We start from the raw sequence: 17,356 nt of genomic DNA on the forward strand, positions 1-17,356 counted from the left end.
ATAAAAAAACCGCCATCAGGCGGTTTTTTTATTTCTAAAGTGATTAACGGTGCGCCAGCTCGGCGTCGTCTTCACTTTCCAGAATCGCTTTGTCGGTTTGCTTCAGCCACTGGCTGGTCAGCGTACCGGCGGTCATGGAGCCGCTGACGTTCAGCGCGGTACGGCCCATGTCGATCAGCGGCTCAACGGAGATCAGCAGCGCGACCAGCGTCACGGGCAGGCCTAGCGCAGGCAGCACAATCAGCGCGGCGAAGGTTGCGCCACCGCCAACACCCGCAACGCCTGCGGAGCTTATGGTAACAATCCCGACCAGCGTGGCAATCCAAACCGGATCCAGCGGGTTGATACCCACGGTTGGCGCAACCATCACCGCCAGCATCGCCGGGTACAGACCCGCACAGCCGTTCTGACCAATGGTGGCACCAAAGGAGGCAGAGAAGCTGGCGATGGATTCAGGCACGCCCAGACGACGGGTCTGTGCTTCAACGTTCAGCGGAATAGACGCGGCGCTGGAACGGCTGGTGAAGGCAAAGGTCAGTACCGGCCAGACTTTACGGAAGTATTTCAGCGGGCTGACGCCGTTCACGCCCAGCAGGATGCCGTGCACCACGAACATAATGCCCAGGCCCAGATAAGAGGCGACAACGAAGCTGCCCAGCTTAATGATGTCCTGCAGGTTAGAGCCGGCAACCACTTTGGTCATCAGCGCCAGCACGCCGTAAGGGGTGAGCTGCATGACCAGACGAACCAGCTTCATCACCCAGCTTTGCAGGGTGTCAATCGCGGTCAGCACGCGTTCGCCTTTTGGCGCATCGTCTTTCAGCAGCTTCAGCGCCGCTACGCCCAGGAACGCGGCGAAAATAACCACGCTGATGATGGAGGTTGGGCTCGCACCGGTCAGGTCAGCAAACGGGTTCTTCGGAATGAAGGAGAGCACCATCTGCGGCACGGTCAGGTCAGCCACTTTACCAACGTAGTTGGTTTGAATCGCGGTAAGACGCGCCGTTTCAGCGGAACCCTGAACCAGACCTTCTGCGGTCAGGCCAAACAGGTTGGTGACCAGCACACCCACCAGCGCGGCAATCAGCGTGGTGAACAGCAGCGTACCAATGGTCAGGAAACTGATTTTTCCCAGCTGAGTGGCGTTATGCAGGCGGGCCACGGCGCTCAGAATAGAGGCGAACACCAGCGGCATAACGATCATCTGCAGCAGCTGGACATAGCCGTTACCGACGATGTTGAACCACTGAATAGAGTCTTTCAGAACTGGATTATCGGAGCCATAAATTGCCTGTAATGCCAGACCAAATACGACACCCATGGCCAGACCAACCAGCACTTTTTTCGCCAGGCTCCACTGTTTGTGGCGCGCCTGCGCGAGAAGCAATAGCAATACAACGAACACAACGACGTTCGCGATGAGTGGAAAATTCATCCCCGTTCTCCTGATTTATTATTGGGTCGGTTTTTACCGATCCTGTTGGCGGAAGGTTAGCAGAAGTGTGATGTAGCGCTTATATCCAAATGGAATGGGTTATGACAAATGGGATAATTTTGTCGGTTTACTGTTCAATCTGGTGATGAATAAAGCGATTAAACTGAAATTGCAGCGAATTAATCATCTGGGATGACCAGCGAACTGCACTATTTTCGGGCAAGGTTTGCGGCATCCAGACGGCGTAAGCAAACAGCGCCATGCACAGTGCACGCTCAAGCTGGTTACCTTTCTGCGGGGCGAGGATGGGAAAACGGAAACGCCAGCGGCAGGGCCAAAGCAGCGGCACGCCCGCAGGCGTCAGCATATCGGCGAGAATATGGCTTAAATAGCCCAGCACCATCCCCTGGATCGCATCGGCGGGGACTATCCAGCTTTCGGGCACCTTTAAATAGAAAAGCGTCAGCAGGCCAAACACGGCCAGCAGGCTGTGCGTAAACCCCCGGTGGCCGAACGCGCGGGCGATGGGTTTCGACACCCACTTCAGGCGTTGTCCGAGAAAGGATTTAGGATGGTCAATGTCGGGCAGCAGACAGGTCAATACGGCGGAAGGGACAATATGCCACCAGTCCCCCTGTGCCAGCACGGGGGTGAGTTCAGCGTTTTTGGCAAATACCGCGCACGCAATTGAAAAAAGCAGGTGGCCTTCCGCCGTCATGATAAAACCCACAAAACTGTCAATTCATACAGTATAGGGTTTTTATACAGTAGGCGGAAGAGGTGACGGTGTAACTGTTTGTCACAAACCGGAGAAGGGCGTTAACCGCCCTGCAGATGATGCGCCGTGAGTTCTGCCAGTGAATTAAGCTTCACATCGGCAAGCGCAAACCGGGGATCGTGACGGCCTTCTTCAGCGGGCACCACAATGGAGCGCATCCGCGCAGCCTTCGACGCCACCATACCGTTAACGGAATCTTCCAGCGCAACGCAGTTGAGGGGATCCAGGCCGAGCTTCGCGGCACAGTCCAGATAGACCTGCGGGTGCGGCTTGCTGTAAGGCAATTTTTCAGCGGACGCCAGCGCATCGAAACTGTCGCGCAGTTCAAACATCGTCAGCACTTTTTCCAGCATATGCAGCGGTGAAGCCGAGGCCAGGCCAACCTTCAGCCCCTTGGCTTTACACAGCGCAACGGCCTCGCGTACGCCGGGCAGCAGCGGCCTGTTCTCTTCCACCAGAGAAATGGCGCGGCTGATAATGCGTGCGGTCACCTCATCGCGATTGGGACCTACCCACGGCTGTTGGGCAAACCACAGGTCAACCACCATATCGATGCGCAGGCCCAGCGTATCGGGGAGTTCATTACGGCGGCTGATATCCACGCCCAGGCTGGCCATCACATCCAGTTCGGCGCGATCCCACAGCGGTTCGGAATCGATCAGTAATCCATCCATGTCAAAAATTGCGGCAAGAATTTGGCGCGGTGTCGACATCACAACGTCTCCTTATCCAGGGTGTTCGACAGACGATACGTGCTAAGCACAATCTGCAATTTAGCATATTGCTTTCAAAGATCGGGCGAAATTGATGGCCAGCAGGTAGACTTAGGCACAAATAACGCGTCTTTATGAAGAGGAACTGATGACGTATCAACAAGCTGGACGCATCGCGGTCTTAAAACGCATTGCTGGCTGGGTAATTTTTATTCCTGCCGTCATTTCTACGCTGATTTCTGTACTCAAATTTATGTACGATCACAGCGAAAAACAGCCGGGTATCAATGCGGTAATGCTTGATTTCGCTCATGTCATGATTGAGATGATGCGTTTTAATACGCCATTTTTGAATGTTTTCTGGTTTAATTCACCCACCCCGGATTTTCATCAACAGCTGAACATCGGCTTTTGGGTGATATACGCCCTGATCTTTGTCGCGCTGGCACTGCAGGCCTCTGGCGCGAGAATGAGTCGCCAGACGCGCTTTTTACGCGAAGGCGTTGAGGATCAGTTGATTCTGGAGCAGGCCAAAGGCCCGGAAGGAATGAGTCGGGAGCAGATTGAATCCCGCATTGTTGTGCCGCGTCACACCATTTTCCTGCAAATTTTCCCGCTCTATATCCTTCCCGTCATCATCATTGTGGCGGGATACTTCTTCTTCTCACTGCTCGGTTTTCTGTAAGCGATAGGGGTGGCGGCAAGGCCACCCGTCTCTTCTCAGGCGGCAAGCATGCGCTCGAGCGCCCGCTGCGCGTTAACAAGGTGTTCTCCGCCAAAAAGAATGGCTCGGTTCATCAGCGTATAAAGCTGATACACCGGCTGGCGGTCGAGGAAACCGGGCGGCAGGGGGGAAACAGACTGGTATCCGTCGTATATCTGCGGCGGCTGTTCCGGATGAAGCGGCAGCATGGCAAGATCGCACTCTCTGTCACCCCAGTAGCAGGCCGGGTCAAAGATATAGGGGCCGTTGGGACCCAGCGCGCAGTTATTGGACCACAAATCGCCGTGAAGCAGAGACGCCTGAGGCTGGTGGGATGCCAGACGCTGTTGAACGTGTTCGACGATGGCATCAATATTGCCAAATTCCAGCCCTTTCTCGGCGGCCAGCTCAAGCTGCCAGCCAATTCGCTGCTCGGCAAAAAATGTCGACCAGCGACGCTGCCAGGCATTGGGCTGTGGCGTGGTGGAGAGATCGTTGTCAAAATCGAGACCAAACTGCGGCTGGTCGCTCCATTGATGCAGGCGCGCCAGCTGTTGGCCGAGAATGAACGCATTATGGGCATCCAGCGGCCGGGCGGGGAGATACTCCATCACCAGGAAGCTGTAGTCGCGGTCGCTCCCCACGGCCAGAACCTGCGGGACCGTCACCGTTTTACTGCGCGACAACAGCTCCAGCTGGTCGGCTTCGGCGGTAAATATCGGAAGCAGCTCTCGCTCATCGCACTTAACGAAAAGATCGCGCCCTGCGTAGCGTAAATGCCACGCGGCGTGGATTTCACCGCCTGGCAGTTCGTTACGCAGTTCAATTTCACCTTCACCCAGCTGCTCACGTAAAAGATGACTGATAGCCTGCCACATGTTGTCTCTCCCATGTTGTCTGCCAGATCATAAAGTTAGCGCATAATGGCGGTAAAAAAATACGAACTAACGCACACCTGAGCGGTTTAAATTCATACAGCGCACTTATTGTTCTTTTTTCCGCCAGCTTTCCCAGGTATCCACGTCGATTTCGGCAGGCTTGTCGGTCACGCTTTCCACCAGACTGGCGGCCAGCGCATGAACCTCTTCCTGGCTCAGGGCACCGATTAGACCAAATGCCAGGGTACCTAAATCATGAATATTGCCCTCGTCATCCGTCAGGGTGAGGAGAAAATTAGCCCGGGTGAAAGCATTGTTGAGCTCATTCAGCTCGGTCAGCGATGCTTCATGAAGGTTGATGGTCACGACGTAACGTGTGATGTCACCACTGCTCATAATTCACCTCATTGTTATCATGGAAGTTTTCTTAGCATAGTCGATAGTTTGCGTTTGGCGACTCAGCGAGGACATTCCCCTCCGTAAAGACGAAGGGGAAAAGGTGCTAATTTCGGGACAGGTAATCGACGATTTTTTGCGTATCGGCAAGTGAACAGAGACGCGTGCCCTGGTTGATGGTTGCGGCGCTACCCGCCGCCACGCCGTAGCGTGTCATTTCCAGCAGAGACGCGCCCTGCGCCAGTTTTAGCGTCATCGCACCCACCATGCTATCGCCCGCGCCAACCGTGCTCTGGCTCTTCATCGGCGGCGGGACAACCTGAACGGACGATGATTCATCGACTGCCAGCGCCCCCTGAGGGCCAAGGGAGACGACTACGCGTCGCGCTTTGCCGCTGCGTACCAGCTCCTGCGCGGCGGTGCGAACATCATCAGGCTGCGTCAGTTCGCGGTTGACCAGCGCGCTTAACTCTTTCTGGTTGGGTTTGACCAGCTCCAGATTGCCCGGCACCAGGGCCGCCTGCAGGGCCTCGCCGCTGCTGTCGACAATGCAGCGGATACCGCGCTGCTGTACCGCCTGAATCAGCGCCGTTAATTTTTCCGTGCTTACGCCGGGCGGCAGGCTGCCGCTTATCACCAGCAGCGCGCCGCTTTCTATCGTCAGCACTTTCTCTTCAAGCTGACGAAACTCGTCATCGCTCAGTTTCGCGCCCGGCATGACAAAACGGTACTGCTCGCCGCTGGATCCCACGTGGACATGCAGGTTTTGCCGCGTCCAGTCTTTGGCCTCGACGGTCTCTACGGCCACCTGTTCATCTGCCAGCAGAGAGACCAGGTGTTCGCCGGTGGCACCGCCGGTGGGGAAAATAGCCGTGGCTTTGCCGCCGAGGTGTGTAATGGCGCGCGCCACGTTGATCCCGCCGCCGCCGGGCTCAAAGACCGGGGCGCTACAGCGCAATTTACCTTCCGGGTAAATCTGCGGCGTCAGGGTGGCGGAATCCAGGGAAGGGGAGAGCGTCAGAGTATAGATAGAAACCATCATTACCTCCTTTTAGCATGGGTTCTTATTAGCCTGGCACCATTTGACAGGAAGGCAATGTAAATAACAGTATGATTTTAAATATGAATACTGACAAAAAGTGAGGCGGGGGATATATAAAATAAAACGCTTTTTGAGATCGTTCTTATTCAAAAAATGAAATAAGAAAACATTGCTATGTTATTTGCGGCTTTTTATAATTTGTTACCTTTCTCTGGACGCCTTGTCATTGATCCTCAAGAAAGATTCCGGGACCGTGTGGTCTCTTTTTTTGTTGTACGGACTCCTTAATAAAATGAAGCTTTTAAAGACAGTGCCCGCTGCACTGATGCTGGCGGGTGGCGTGTTTGCGGCTATGAACGCGACCGCTGATGATACCGTTTTTACTGTCATGGACGATCCTTCCACCGCGAAAAAACCGTTTGAAGGTAACCTGAACGCCGGGTACCTGGCACAATCCGGTAACACGAAAAGCTCTTCTCTGACGGCGGACAGTACGCTAACCTGGTACGGCAACACCACCGCCTGGTCTCTGTGGGGTAATGCCAGCAACACTTCCGCTAATGACGAACGTTCTTCCGAGAAATATGCGGTAGGCGGACGTAGCCGTTACAACATGACCGACTATGACTACCTGTTTGGACAGGCAAGCTGGTTAACTGACCGTTACAACGGTTATCGCCAGCGCGATGTGTTCACCGCCGGTTATGGTCGCCAGTTCCTGAACGGTCCGGTACACAGCCTCCGTTTTGAATTCGGTCCGGGTGTGCGTTATGACGAGTACACCAATGGCGATACCAAAACCCAACCGCTCGGTTACGCTTCCGGTACCTATGCCTGGCAGATGACTGACAACACCAAATTTACCCAGGGTGTTTCTGTATTTGGTGCCGACGACACGACGCTGAACTCTGAGACGGCGCTGAACGTGGCTATCAACGAACACTTTGGTCTGAAAGTGGCCTACAACGTGACCTGGAACTCTTCACCACCAGAATCTGCGCCGGATCATACCGACCGCAGAACCACGGTTTCACTGGGTTATAGAATGTAATGAAAGCGGGCCGACGATGATGTCGGCCCGTTTATTGTCTGTGGTTTTTTGACGTCCCTTCTGATGACCTGTCTTCGCCCCTAGCCCCAAATCATTGCCGCCCAACGGAGTAGCAGCATTGCGCCGCAGATGGCAATCAGCACCAGCACCATTTTCCAGTGTTTTACGGCAAATCGTTTTGTTGGCATAACCTAATCCTTGTTCGTTGATATCCACAGTCTACCAAACAGGGCCGAAATATGCCCCTTCTCAGGATCGATTAGGTTATGCCAGCGCAGGGGTCGGCTCAGAACCAGTGGAATCGTTCGGCGAGAATCAACAATAAACCTGTGGCGGAAAGGAGATTCAATATCACAACCGTTCTGCTGGATACGTTCATGGTATGCACCTTTGGGTTTAAAGACCTGTTCAAGAGTAGCCCAGCATCTTCGAAATGCGAGCGCAGGGGAGAAGCAACCTGCAAATTCGTACGAAAGTGCCAGCCCATCAATCTGGCCGCAGAGGGTGCAATCTCCTTTGCGTTAGTGTTAACATTACGTCGCTTGCCGTAAATCCGCATTAATCTGAATTCGGCAGGTGAATGATGACGAACCAATTTGACGATTGTTGGTCAGATGGTGTCGTAATCTATTGTCAAATCACGATTATTTTCTTTGTATATGCTCTTATGTGTGGGGCATCACTGCAAATAAGGATATAAAATGCCTGTAATTACTCTTCCTGATGGCAGTCAACGCCATTTCGACCGTGCTGTTAGCCCAATGGATGTTGCCCTGGACATTGGTCCTGGTCTCGCGAAAGCGACTATCGCTGGCCGTGTTAACGGTGAGCTGGTGGATGCTTCCGATCTTATCGAAAACGATGCGACGCTTGCAATCATCACCGCGAAAGACGAAGAAGGTCTGGAGATCATTCGTCACTCCTGCGCGCACCTGTTAGGCCATGCCATCAAACAGCTGTGGCCAAACACCAAAATGGCGATCGGTCCGGTTATCGACAACGGTTTCTACTACGACGTTGACCTCGACCACACCCTGACTCAGGAAGATATCGACGCGCTCGAAAAACGCATGCACGAGCTCGCCGAAACGAACTATGACGTCATCAAGAAGAAAGTCAGCTGGCACGAAGCGCGTGAAACCTTCGTGAAGCGCGGCGAGAGCTACAAGGTCTCTATTCTTGACGAAAACATTTCGCATGATGACAAGCCTGGCTTGTACCATCACGAAGAATACGTCGACATGTGCCGTGGACCGCACGTGCCGAACATGCGCTTCTGTCATCACTTTAAGCTGATGAAGATCGCGGGCGCCTACTGGCGTGGCGACAGCAACAACAAGATGTTGCAGCGTATTTATGGTACCGCGTGGGCCGATAAAAAAGCCCTGAACGCGTACCTGCTGCGCCTGGAAGAGGCGGCGAAGCGTGACCACCGTAAAATCGGTAAGCAGCTTGACCTGTACCACATGCAGGAAGAAGCGCCGGGTATGGTGTTCTGGCATAACGACGGCTGGACCATCTTCCGTGAACTGGAAACTTTCGTACGCTCCAAGCTGAAAGAGTACCAGTATCAGGAAGTGAAAGGCCCGTTCATGATGGACCGTGTGCTGTGGGAAAAAACCGGCCACTGGGACAACTACAAAGATGCGATGTTCACCACCTCGTCTGAGAACCGTGAATACTGCATCAAGCCAATGAACTGCCCGGGCCACGTTCAGATCTTCAACCAGGGTCTGAAATCCTACCGCGACCTGCCGCTGCGTATGGCGGAGTTCGGTAGCTGCCACCGTAACGAGCCATCAGGTGCGCTGCACGGTCTGATGCGTGTTCGTGGCTTTACTCAGGATGATGCGCATATCTTCTGTACTGAAGATCAGGTCCGTGACGAAGTTAACGCCTGTATTCGTATGGTCTACGATATGTACAGCACCTTTGGCTTCGAGAAGATCGTCGTCAAACTCTCAACGCGTCCGGAAAAACGTATCGGTAGCGATGAGACCTGGGATCGCGCAGAAGCGGATCTCGCCGTGGCGCTGGAAGAGAACGGCATTCCGTTCGAATACCAGCTGGGCGAGGGCGCATTCTACGGTCCGAAAATTGAATTTACCCTGTATGACTGCCTCGATCGCGCATGGCAGTGCGGTACTGTACAGCTGGACTTCTCCCTGCCGCAGCGTTTAAGCGCCTCTTATGTTGGCGAAGACAACGAGCGTCAGGTACCGGTAATGATTCACCGTGCAATACTCGGTTCTCTGGAGCGCTTCATCGGCATCCTGACCGAAGAGTTCGCTGGCTTCTTCCCAACCTGGCTTGCGCCAGTGCAGGTCGTGGTGATGAACATTACTGATTCTCAGGCGGATTACGTTAAAGAATTGACGCAGAAACTGCAAAATGCGGGCATTCGCGTAAAAGCAGACTTGAGAAATGAGAAGATTGGCTTTAAAATCCGCGAGCACACTTTACGTCGTGTCCCGTATATGTTGGTCTGTGGTGATAAAGAGGTGGAAGCAGGCAAAGTTGCCGTTCGCACCCGCCGTGGTAAAGACCTGGGGAGCCTGGACGTAAGTGAAGTGATTGAGAAGCTGCAACAAGAGATTCGCAGCCGCAGTCTTCAACAACTGGAGGAATAAGGTATTAAAGGCGGAAAACGAGTTCAAACGGCACGTCCGAATCGTATCAATGGCGAGATTCGCGCCCAGGAAGTTCGCTTAACAGATCTTGAAGGTGAACCACTGGGGATTGTGAGTCTGAGAGAAGCGATCGAAAAAGCTGAAGAAGCTGGAGTAGATTTAGTTGAAATCAGCCCTAACGCCGAACCGCCAGTTTGTCGTATCATGGACTACGGCAAGTTCCTTTATGAAAAGAGTAAGTCTTCTAAGGAACAGAAGAAGAAGCAAAAAGTTATCCAGGTTAAGGAAATCAAATTCCGTCCTGGTACCGACGATGGCGATTATCAGGTAAAACTCCGCAGCCTGATTCGCTTTCTGGAAGATGGCGATAAGGCCAAGATCACACTGCGTTTCCGCGGTCGTGAGATGGCCCACCAACAGATTGGTATGGAAGTGCTTAACCGCGTCCGTGACGATCTGAGTGAACTGGCAGTAGTCGAATCCTTCCCTACGAAGATCGAAGGCCGCCAGATGATCATGGTGCTCGCTCCTAAGAAGAAACAGTAAGGCCTTCAAGCAGCAAAATCTGTGGAGCCTTCGGGTTTCATAGGTTTTGTTCGCCTATGTTTCGTTTATTTAACAATGCGAAGTGGAAGTTATTAAGATGCCAAAAATTAAGACCGTACGCGGTGCTGCTAAGCGCTTCAAAAAAACCGGTGGTGGTGGATTTAAGCGTAAGCACGCAAACCTGCGTCATATTCTGACCAAAAAATCTACTAAGCGTAAACGTCACCTGCGTCCAAAAGGCCTCGTTTCTAAAGGCGATCTGGGTCTGGTTATCGCGTGCCTGCCGTACGCATAAGCCGTTAACGTTTAATTTTTTTACTAAGAATATAGATACAGGAGAGCACATATGGCTCGCGTAAAACGTGGTGTAATTGCACGTGCACGTCACAAGAAAATTTTGAAACAAGCTAAAGGCTACTACGGTGCGCGTTCACGCGTTTACCGCGTTGCCTTCCAGGCTGTTATCAAAGCAGGTCAGTACGCTTACCGTGACCGTCGTCAGCGTAAGCGTCAGTTCCGTCAACTGTGGATTGCGCGTATCAACGCAGCAGCACGTCAGAACGGTATTTCTTACAGCAAATTCATCAACGGCCTGAAAAAAGCCTCTGTTGAAATCGACCGTAAGATCCTGGCTGACATCGCAGTATTCGACAAAGTAGCGTTCACCGCTCTGGTCGAAAAAGCGAAAGCAGCACTGGCATAAGCCAGTTGAGAGAGGGAGCTTTGCTCCCTCTTTTGTTTTAACATCATCAGAACATTGACTTTTACCCGTCCAGGCTTTTCAATAAGGTCTTAACGGTTTTTACCAGACAAGGTAACGCAAGCATGAATGCTGCTATTTTCCGCTTCTTCTTTTACTTTAGCACCTGATTTCAGGAGGCTAGCGCGTGAAAGATGAAACGAAAAACAGCGCCAGATAAGCCTCCCGATGGAGGCTTTTTTTGTGCCTGAATTTGAGAGAATAACTCCACCAAATCGGTGTCTGCACCGACATAATGAGGAAAATCATGTCACATCTCGCAGAGCTGGTTGCCAGTGCAACAGCCGCCATTAATCAGGCCTCAGATGTTGCCGCGTTAGACAATGTCCGCGTCGAATATCTTGGGAAGAAAGGGCACTTGACCCTTCAGATGACAACCCTGCGCGAGCTGCCGCCAGAAGAACGCCCGGCAGCCGGTGCGGTGATTAACGAAGCCAAAGAGCAGGTACAGCAGGCGCTGAACGCGCGCAAAGCCGAGCTGGAAAGCGCGGTGCTGAATGCGCGTCTGGCCGCAGAGACGATTGACGTTTCTCTGCCAGGTCGCCGTATCGAAAACGGCGGTCTGCACCCGGTTACCCGCACCATCGATCGCATTGAAAGTTTCTTCGGTGAGCTCGGCTTTACCGTGGCGACTGGCCCGGAAATCGAAGATGATTACCATAACTTCGACGCCCTGAACATTCCTGGCCATCATCCGGCACGCGCTGACCACGACACTTTCTGGTTCGACGCTACGCGTCTGCTGCGTACTCAGACCTCCGGCGTTCAGATCCGTACCATGAAGGATCAGGAGCCGCCAATCCGTATTATCGCGCCGGGCCGCGTCTATCGTAACGACTACGATCAGACCCACACCCCAATGTTCCACCAGATGGAAGGCCTGATTGTTGATAAAAACATCAGCTTCACCAACCTGAAGGGCACGCTGCACGATTTCCTGAACAACTTCTTTGAGGAAGATCTGCAGGTTCGTTTCCGTCCGTCCTACTTCCCGTTCACCGAACCGTCTGCGGAAGTTGACGTGATGGGTAAAAACGGCAAATGGCTGGAAGTGCTGGGCTGCGGCATGGTGCATCCAAACGTGCTGCGCAACGTGGGTATCGATCCGGAAGTTTACTCCGGCTTTGCCTTCGGCATGGGCATGGAGCGTCTGACCATGCTGCGCTACGGCGTGACCGACTTACGTGCATTCTTCGAAAACGATCTGCGTTTCCTCAAACAGTTTAAATAAGGGCAGGACAGAACAATGAAATTCAGTGAACTGTGGTTACGCGAGTGGGTGAACACCACGCTGGACAGCGACGCGCTTTCTAACCAGATCACCATGGCGGGTCTGGAAGTGGACGGCGTTGAGCCGGTTTCCGGTGCCTTCAACGGCGTGGTCGTCGGCGAAGTGGTAGAGTGCGGCCAGCACCCTAACGCTGACAAACTGCGCGTGACAAAAGTGAACGTGGGCGGTGACCGTCTGCTGGATATCGTCTGCGGTGCGCCAAACTGCCGTCAGGGCCTGAAGGTGGCCGTGGCGACCGTCGGTGCAGTGCTGCCGGGCGATTTCAAAATTAAAGCGGCTAAGCTGCGCGGCGAGCCGTCTGAAGGCATGCTGTGCTCCTTCTCCGAGCTGGGTATTTCCGACGACCACAACGGCATCATTGAGCTGCCGCTGGATGCGCCAGTCGGCACCGATATCCGTGAATACCTGAAGCTTGATGACAACACCATCGAAATCAGCGTCACGCCAAACCGTGCCGACTGCTTAGGTATCATCGGCGTGGCGCGCGACGTGGCCGTGCTGAACCAGACCGAACTGAACGCGCCGGACATCACGCCGGTTGAAGCGACCATCAGCGACGTGCTGCCTATTCAGGTTGACGCTGCGGATGCTTGCCCGCGCTACCTCGGTCGCGTGGTGAAAGGCATCAACGTTAAAGCGCCAACCCCGCTGTGGATGAAGGAGAAGCTGCGCCGCTGCGGTATCCGCTCTATCGACGCCGTGGTAGACGTGACCAACTACGTTCTGCTGGAGCTGGGCCAGCCGATGCACGCGTTCGATAAAGACCGTATCGACGGCGGCATCGTTGTGCGCATGGCGAAAGAGGGCGAAACCCTGGTTCTGCTGGACGGCAGCGAAGCGAAACTGAACGCCGACACACTGGTGATTGCTGACCACAGCAAAGCGCTGGCAATGGGCGGTATCTTCGGGGGCGAGCACTCAGGCGTGAACGACGAGACGCAAAACGTCCTGCTGGAATGCGCGTTCTTCAGCCCGCTCTCCATCACCGGTCGCGCACGCCGTCACGGCCTGCATACCGATGCCTCCCACCGCTACGAGCGCGGCGTTGACCCGGCGCTGCAGTATAAAGCGATGGAACGTGCAACCCGCCTGCTGATCGACATCTGCGGCGGTGAAGCGGGCCCGGTTATCGACGTCACCAACGAAGCGACCCTGCCGAAGCGTGCCACCATCACCCTGCGCCGCAGCAAGCTGGATCGCCTGATTGGCCATCACGTTGCCGATGCGCAGGTGACTGACATCCTGACGCGTCTGGGCTGCGAAGTGACCGAAGGCCAGGACGAGTGGAAAGCCGTTGCGCCATCATGGCGTTTCGACATGGAAATTGAAGAAGATCTGGTGGAAGAAGTGGCCCGCGTTTACGGCTACAACAACATCCCTGACGAGCCTGTGCAGGCAGGTCTGGTGATGGGCTCCCACCGTGAAGCCGACCTGTCCCTGAAGCGTGTGAAAACCATGCTGAACGACAAAGGCTACCAGGAAGTGATCACCTACAGCTTTGTGGATCCAAAGCTTCAGCAGCTGATCCACCCGGGCCAGGAGGCGCTGATCCTGCCAAGCCCAATCTCCAGCGAAATGTCCGCGATGCGTCTGTCTCTGTGGACGGGCCTGCTGGGCACTGTCGTTTATAACCAGAATCGTCAGCAAAACCGCGTGCGAATTTTCGAAAGCGGTTTGCGCTTTGTACCGGATAATCAGGCAAATTTAGGCATCCGTCAGGATCTCATGCTGGCTGGCGCCATCGGCGGCAACCGCTATGAAGAGCACTGGGACCTGGCAAAAGGCACGGTTGATTTCTACGATATGAAGGGCGATCTGGAAGCGATTCTGGATCTGACCGGTAAATTATCTGAAATTGAATTCCGCGCAGAAGCCATCCCGGCACTGCATCCGGGCCAGAGCGCAGCCATCTATTTAGACGGCAAACGCGTTGGTTTTATTGGGGTTGTTCACCCTGAACTGGAGCGCAAGCTGGACCTGAACGGCCGTACCATCGTGTTCGAGCTGGAATGGAACCCGGTGGCTGACCGCGTTATTCCTCAGGCTCAGGACGTCTCCCGCTTCCCGGCAAACCGCCGTGATATCGCGGTTGTGGTCGCGGAAAATGTGCCCGCAGCAGATATTTTGGCCGAATGTAAGAAAGTTGGCGTAAATCAGGTAGTTGGCGTAAACTTATTTGACGTGTACCGCGGCAAGGGCGTAGCAGAAGGTTTCAAGAGCCTCGCTATTAGCCTTATCCTTCAGGATACCAGCCGTACACTCGAAGAAGAGGAGATTGCCGCTACCGTCGCCAAATGTGTAGAGGCATTAAAAGAGCGATTCCAGGCATCATTGAGGGATTGAACCTATGGCGCTTACAAAAGCTGAAATGTCAGAATATCTGTTTGATAAGCTTGGGCTTAGCAAACGGGATGCCAAAGAGCTGGTAGAGCTGTTTTTCGAAGAGATCCGTCGTGCTCTGGAAAATGGTGAGCAGGTAAAACTCTCCGGTTTTGGCAATTTTGATTTGCGAGACAAAAACCAACGTCCGGGCCGTAACCCGAAGACGGGGGAAGATATTCCCATTACAGCCCGCCGCGTGGTGACCTTCAGACCCGGCCAGAAGTTAAAAAGCCGTGTCGAAAACGCAACGCCCAAAGCAGAGTAATATGAACTAACTAAAAAGGCCGCCCACGCGGCCTTTTTTCTTTGCGCTCTCCGGCAAACCCGCCGTAAAATCAATTACATCTCACGCTACTAAAACCGTACCCATGCTTGATTATGCCCACCGCCAGCACCGTTCCGATAAGCGTCGCCTGCTTTTGCTGGTGCTGTTGCTCATTGTCGCCGCGGCCGTGAGCCTCTGCGCCGGAGACCGATGGATAGGGCCTGAAAGCTGGTGGGGGCCGGACGGGCAGCTCTTCGTCTGGCAAATTCGCCTGCCGCGCACCGTCGCGGTGGTTCTGGTGGGGGCCGCGCTGGCGCTGTGCGGCACCATTATGCAGGCGTTGTTTGATAACCCGCTGGCGGAGCCCGGGCTGCTCGGCGTGTCGAACGGTGCAGGCGTGGGTCTGATTGCGGCGGTGATGCTGGGCGGGGGAGAACTCTCCGGATGGAGTATTAGCCTGAGCGCTATTCTCGGCGCATTACTGATCACAGCAATCCTTCTTCGCTTCGCCAGACGGCACTTATCGACCAGCCGTCTGCTGCTTGCCGGCGTGGCGCTGGGGATCATCTGCAGCGCGTTGATGACCTGGGCGGTCTACTTCTCAACATCCTTTGACCTGCGTCAGCTGATGTACTGGATGATGGGCGGCTTTGGGGGCGTTGACTGGCACCAGGGCTGGCTGATGGCGCTGCTGGTACCGGTCATCGTGTGGGCTGCCCTGCAGGCGCAGCCGCTGAATATGCTCGCGCTGGGTGAAACCTCTGCCCGCCAGCTCGGCATGCCGATTGGGTTCTGGCGTAATGTGCTGGTGATCGTCATTGGCTGGCTGGTCGGCGTCAGCGTGGCTCTGGCGGGCGCGATCGGTTTTATCGGGCTGGTTATTCCACACATGCTGCGTCTGTGTGGCCTCACGGACCATAGGACTCTTCTTCCGGCCTCGGCGGTTGCCGGGGCCGTCACGCTGCTGGTGGCCGATATCATCGCCCGGCTAGCCCTGACGGCCGCAGAGCTGCCGATTGGCGTGGTGACCGCCACGCTGGGCGCGCCGGTATTTATCTGGCTACTATTAAAAGCTGGACGTTAAATCAACAAGTCGTAAGACAACCTGAGGGAATGCTATGCCGACTGATATCCTGAATACCGAAGTGACCACCATTGACGGCGAGAAAACCACGCTGGAAGGCTACAAAGGCAACGTGTTGCTTATCGTCAACGTGGCATCCAAATGTGGCCTGACGCCGCAGTACGAGCAGCTGGAAAACATTCAAAAAGCCTGGGAGAAAGACGGCTTCACCGTGCTGGGCTTCCCGTGCAACCAGTTCCTCGGCCAGGAGCCGGGCAGCGAAGAGGAGATTAAAACCTTCTGCAGCACCACCTATGGCGTGACGTTCCCGATGTTCAGCAAAATTGATGTCAACGGTGAAGACCGCCATCCGCTGTATGCGAAGCTGATCGCTGCCGCGCCGAAGGCCGTTGCGCCGGAAGGAAGCGGTTTTTATGAACGCATGGCCAGCAAAGGCCGCGCGCCGCTTTACCCGGACGATATCCTGTGGAATTTTGAAAAGTTCCTGATTGGTCGCGACGGCCAGGTGGTTCAGCGCTTTTCGCCGGATATGACCCCTGAGGATCCGATCGTCATGGAATCGATCAAGCTGGCGCTGGCGAAATAATGTCGTTGCTGATGCAGCTCACGGACGTTGCCGAGAGGGGACGTCTGGAGCCGATAACCGGTACCGTCAATGCGGGCGAAATCCTGCATCTTGTCGGGCCAAACGGTGCGGGGAAGAGCACGCTGCTGGCACGGATGGCAGGCATGACCGACGGAGAAGGGCAGATAACGCTGCTGGAGCATACGCTCGCCGACTGGTCGCCGGTCTCGCTGGCGCATCGGCGCAGCTACCTTGTGCAGCAGCAGATGCCGCCCTTTGCGATGCCGGTCTGGCACTATCTGATGCTGCATTTGCACGACAAACAACAAACGTCACTGCTGACGGACGTGGCCGCGGCTCTGGGGCTGGAAGATAAACTGTCCCGGCACGCCAGCCAGCTTTCCGGCGGAGAGTGGCAGCGGGTGCGCCTGGCGGCCGTCATCCTTCAGATCCACCCGGCAGGCAATCCTCACGGGCGGATGCTGCTCCTCGATGAGCCCATGAGCGGTCTGGACGTGGCGCAGCAGGCGGCACTGGATACGCTGCTAAGCGCCCTGAGCCGAAAAGGTATCGCCGTGGTGATGAGCAGCCATGACCTCAACCACACCCTGCGTCATGCCCACCGGGTGTGGCTGCTGTCGAAGGGAAAGATGATCGCCAGCGGTGCGCGGGATAGGGTTCTTACGCCGCCTCATCTTGCCCGCGCCTACAACATGTCGTTCCGCAGGCTGGATATAGAGGGACATAAGATGCTGATTTCTACCGGGCAGGCGTAACCGTTCCTTGCCTCTTAGCACAATTGCACGCTAAATTACGAAAAGAACAAAAAAAGCAGAG

Annotated in this window: 21 protein-coding genes and 1 other annotated feature; of the genes, 13 read left to right on the top strand and 8 right to left on the bottom strand. The window is 54.7% G+C overall.

What is annotated here, in order from left to right; translation table 11 throughout:
- Positions 1-43: 43 nt before the first annotated feature.
- From AC2TE5_RS09170 to hxpB, 3 genes are all read right to left on the bottom strand, one after another.
- A complete protein-coding gene (locus AC2TE5_RS09170; RefSeq protein WP_484613079.1) occupies positions 44-1,435 on the bottom strand; it encodes an L-cystine transporter in 1,392 nt (463 codons plus the stop codon).
- Between the two features lie 127 nt (positions 1,436-1,562).
- The gene (locus AC2TE5_RS09175; protein ID WP_023335366.1) at positions 1,563-2,153 is read right to left on the bottom strand and encodes a metal-dependent hydrolase; all 591 of its coding nucleotides are present in this window, start codon (positions 2,151-2,153) and stop codon (positions 1,563-1,565) included.
- 101 nt (positions 2,154-2,254) lie between these two features.
- Positions 2,255-2,926: a hexitol phosphatase HxpB gene (hxpB, locus tag AC2TE5_RS09180; RefSeq protein WP_484613080.1), complete on the bottom strand. Its 672-nt coding sequence runs from the start codon at positions 2,924-2,926 to the stop codon at positions 2,255-2,257.
- A 148-nt stretch (positions 2,927-3,074) separates the two neighbouring features.
- Here hxpB and AC2TE5_RS09185 point away from each other — a divergent pair, with 148 nt between their 5' ends.
- Positions 3,075-3,611 (top strand): YniB family protein, encoded by a 537-nt coding sequence (locus tag AC2TE5_RS09185; protein WP_023311291.1) that lies wholly within the window; start codon positions 3,075-3,077, stop codon positions 3,609-3,611.
- A 35-nt stretch (positions 3,612-3,646) separates the two neighbouring features.
- Here AC2TE5_RS09185 and AC2TE5_RS09190 read toward each other — a convergent pair whose 3' ends face one another.
- The 3 genes from AC2TE5_RS09190 to pfkB all read right to left on the bottom strand — a co-directional run bounded on the left by AC2TE5_RS09190 (position 3,647) and on the right by pfkB (position 5,942).
- Entirely contained in the window at positions 3,647-4,507 is an 861-nt protein-coding gene (locus tag AC2TE5_RS09190) for a fructosamine kinase family protein (RefSeq protein WP_029740438.1), read from the bottom strand.
- A gap of 105 nt (positions 4,508-4,612) precedes the next feature.
- Positions 4,613-4,903: a type V toxin-antitoxin system endoribonuclease antitoxin GhoS gene (gene ghoS, locus AC2TE5_RS09195; protein WP_047648044.1), complete on the bottom strand. Its 291-nt coding sequence runs from the start codon at positions 4,901-4,903 to the stop codon at positions 4,613-4,615.
- Positions 4,904-5,009: 106 nt separating this feature from the next.
- A complete protein-coding gene (gene pfkB / locus AC2TE5_RS09200; RefSeq protein ID WP_213328573.1) occupies positions 5,010-5,942 on the bottom strand; it encodes a 6-phosphofructokinase II in 933 nt (310 codons plus the stop codon).
- A 295-nt stretch (positions 5,943-6,237) separates the two neighbouring features.
- Between pfkB and AC2TE5_RS09205 the strand changes: the two genes are divergently transcribed.
- Positions 6,238-6,996, top strand: coding sequence for a DUF481 domain-containing protein (locus AC2TE5_RS09205; protein WP_029740435.1), 759 nt, complete (start codon positions 6,238-6,240; stop codon positions 6,994-6,996).
- 80 nt (positions 6,997-7,076) lie between these two features.
- Here AC2TE5_RS09205 and yniD read toward each other — a convergent pair whose 3' ends face one another.
- Positions 7,077-7,184 (bottom strand): small membrane protein YniD, encoded by a 108-nt coding sequence (gene yniD / locus AC2TE5_RS09210; protein WP_008500658.1) that lies wholly within the window; start codon positions 7,182-7,184, stop codon positions 7,077-7,079.
- 98 nt (positions 7,185-7,282) lie between these two features.
- On the bottom strand, positions 7,283-7,555 hold the full coding sequence (gene yncL / locus AC2TE5_RS09215) for a stress response membrane protein YncL (RefSeq protein ID WP_310742614.1): 273 nt from the start codon (positions 7,553-7,555) through the stop codon (positions 7,283-7,285).
- A gap of 142 nt (positions 7,556-7,697) precedes the next feature.
- Between yncL and thrS the strand changes: the two genes are divergently transcribed.
- The 11 genes from thrS (at position 7,698) to btuD (ending at position 17,295) form a co-directional block, all read left to right on the top strand.
- Complete coding sequence (thrS, locus tag AC2TE5_RS09220; RefSeq protein ID WP_008500657.1) at positions 7,698-9,626, top strand: threonine--tRNA ligase; 1,929 nt, start codon at positions 7,698-7,700, stop codon at positions 9,624-9,626.
- A gap of 3 nt (positions 9,627-9,629) precedes the next feature.
- Complete coding sequence (gene infC / locus AC2TE5_RS09225) at positions 9,630-10,172, top strand: translation initiation factor IF-3 (protein ID WP_014069901.1); 543 nt, start codon at positions 9,630-9,632, stop codon at positions 10,170-10,172.
- 97 nt (positions 10,173-10,269) lie between these two features.
- A complete protein-coding gene (gene rpmI / locus AC2TE5_RS09230) occupies positions 10,270-10,467 on the top strand; it encodes a 50S ribosomal protein L35 (protein ID WP_003030583.1) in 198 nt (65 codons plus the stop codon).
- Positions 10,468-10,518: 51 nt separating this feature from the next.
- On the top strand, positions 10,519-10,875 hold the full coding sequence (rplT, locus tag AC2TE5_RS09235) for a 50S ribosomal protein L20 (protein ID WP_000124850.1): 357 nt from the start codon (positions 10,519-10,521) through the stop codon (positions 10,873-10,875).
- A 117-nt stretch (positions 10,876-10,992) separates the two neighbouring features.
- Positions 10,993-11,117 (top strand) — a sequence feature (Phe leader region).
- Positions 10,998-11,042 (top strand): pheST operon leader peptide PheM, encoded by a 45-nt coding sequence (gene pheM / locus AC2TE5_RS09240; RefSeq protein WP_001386830.1) that lies wholly within the window; start codon positions 10,998-11,000, stop codon positions 11,040-11,042. (Overlaps the previous feature by 45 nt.)
- A 62-nt stretch (positions 11,118-11,179) precedes the next feature.
- The gene (gene pheS / locus AC2TE5_RS09245; RefSeq protein WP_010426091.1) at positions 11,180-12,163 is read left to right on the top strand and encodes a phenylalanine--tRNA ligase subunit alpha; all 984 of its coding nucleotides are present in this window, start codon (positions 11,180-11,182) and stop codon (positions 12,161-12,163) included.
- A gap of 15 nt (positions 12,164-12,178) precedes the next feature.
- Complete coding sequence (pheT, locus tag AC2TE5_RS09250) at positions 12,179-14,566, top strand: phenylalanine--tRNA ligase subunit beta (protein WP_484613081.1); 2,388 nt, start codon at positions 12,179-12,181, stop codon at positions 14,564-14,566.
- A gap of 4 nt (positions 14,567-14,570) precedes the next feature.
- Positions 14,571-14,870, top strand: a complete 300-nt coding sequence (gene ihfA, locus AC2TE5_RS09255; protein WP_003857805.1) for an integration host factor subunit alpha — start codon at positions 14,571-14,573, stop codon at positions 14,868-14,870.
- A gap of 103 nt (positions 14,871-14,973) precedes the next feature.
- Positions 14,974-15,954, top strand: coding sequence for a vitamin B12 ABC transporter permease BtuC (btuC, locus tag AC2TE5_RS09260; protein ID WP_032650944.1), 981 nt, complete (start codon positions 14,974-14,976; stop codon positions 15,952-15,954).
- 34 nt (positions 15,955-15,988) lie between these two features.
- Entirely contained in the window at positions 15,989-16,540 is a 552-nt protein-coding gene (locus AC2TE5_RS09265; RefSeq protein WP_484613082.1) for a glutathione peroxidase, read from the top strand.
- On the top strand, positions 16,540-17,295 hold the full coding sequence (gene btuD / locus AC2TE5_RS09270) for a vitamin B12 ABC transporter ATP-binding protein BtuD (RefSeq protein ID WP_213328529.1): 756 nt from the start codon (positions 16,540-16,542) through the stop codon (positions 17,293-17,295). Before AC2TE5_RS09265 ends, btuD begins: the two co-directional genes overlap by 1 nt.
- The last annotated feature ends 61 nt before the right edge of the window (positions 17,296-17,356 follow it).

This window comes from Enterobacter sp. N5-15, assembly GCF_057221635.1.

Excerpts from the sequence above, each read along its gene's own strand:
- AC2TE5_RS09170 (WP_484613079.1), bottom strand. The coding sequence starts at position 1,435 with ATGAATTTTCCACTCATCGCGAACGTCGTTGTGTTCGTTGTATTGCTA.
- AC2TE5_RS09175 (WP_023335366.1), bottom strand. The coding sequence starts at position 2,153 with ATGACGGCGGAAGGCCACCTGCTTTTTTCAATTGCGTGCGCGGTATTT.
- hxpB (WP_484613080.1), bottom strand. The coding sequence starts at position 2,926 with ATGTCGACACCGCGCCAAATTCTTGCCGCAATTTTTGACATGGATGGA.
- AC2TE5_RS09185 (WP_023311291.1), top strand. The coding sequence starts at position 3,075 with ATGACGTATCAACAAGCTGGACGCATCGCGGTCTTAAAACGCATTGCT.
- AC2TE5_RS09190 (WP_029740438.1), bottom strand. The coding sequence starts at position 4,507 with ATGTGGCAGGCTATCAGTCATCTTTTACGTGAGCAGCTGGGTGAAGGT.
- ghoS (WP_047648044.1), bottom strand. The coding sequence starts at position 4,903 with ATGAGCAGTGGTGACATCACACGTTACGTCGTGACCATCAACCTTCAT.
- pfkB (WP_213328573.1), bottom strand. The coding sequence starts at position 5,942 with ATGGTTTCTATCTATACTCTGACGCTCTCCCCTTCCCTGGATTCCGCC.
- AC2TE5_RS09205 (WP_029740435.1), top strand. The coding sequence starts at position 6,238 with ATGAAGCTTTTAAAGACAGTGCCCGCTGCACTGATGCTGGCGGGTGGC.
- yniD (WP_008500658.1), bottom strand. The coding sequence starts at position 7,184 with ATGCCAACAAAACGATTTGCCGTAAAACACTGGAAAATGGTGCTGGTG.
- yncL (WP_310742614.1), bottom strand. The coding sequence starts at position 7,555 with ATGCGGATTTACGGCAAGCGACGTAATGTTAACACTAACGCAAAGGAG.
- thrS (WP_008500657.1), top strand. The coding sequence starts at position 7,698 with ATGCCTGTAATTACTCTTCCTGATGGCAGTCAACGCCATTTCGACCGT.
- rpmI (WP_003030583.1), top strand. The coding sequence starts at position 10,270 with ATGCCAAAAATTAAGACCGTACGCGGTGCTGCTAAGCGCTTCAAAAAA.
- rplT (WP_000124850.1), top strand. The coding sequence starts at position 10,519 with ATGGCTCGCGTAAAACGTGGTGTAATTGCACGTGCACGTCACAAGAAA.
- pheS (WP_010426091.1), top strand. The coding sequence starts at position 11,180 with ATGTCACATCTCGCAGAGCTGGTTGCCAGTGCAACAGCCGCCATTAAT.
- pheT (WP_484613081.1), top strand. The coding sequence starts at position 12,179 with ATGAAATTCAGTGAACTGTGGTTACGCGAGTGGGTGAACACCACGCTG.
- ihfA (WP_003857805.1), top strand. The coding sequence starts at position 14,571 with ATGGCGCTTACAAAAGCTGAAATGTCAGAATATCTGTTTGATAAGCTT.
- btuC (WP_032650944.1), top strand. The coding sequence starts at position 14,974 with ATGCTTGATTATGCCCACCGCCAGCACCGTTCCGATAAGCGTCGCCTG.
- AC2TE5_RS09265 (WP_484613082.1), top strand. The coding sequence starts at position 15,989 with ATGCCGACTGATATCCTGAATACCGAAGTGACCACCATTGACGGCGAG.
- btuD (WP_213328529.1), top strand. The coding sequence starts at position 16,540 with ATGTCGTTGCTGATGCAGCTCACGGACGTTGCCGAGAGGGGACGTCTG.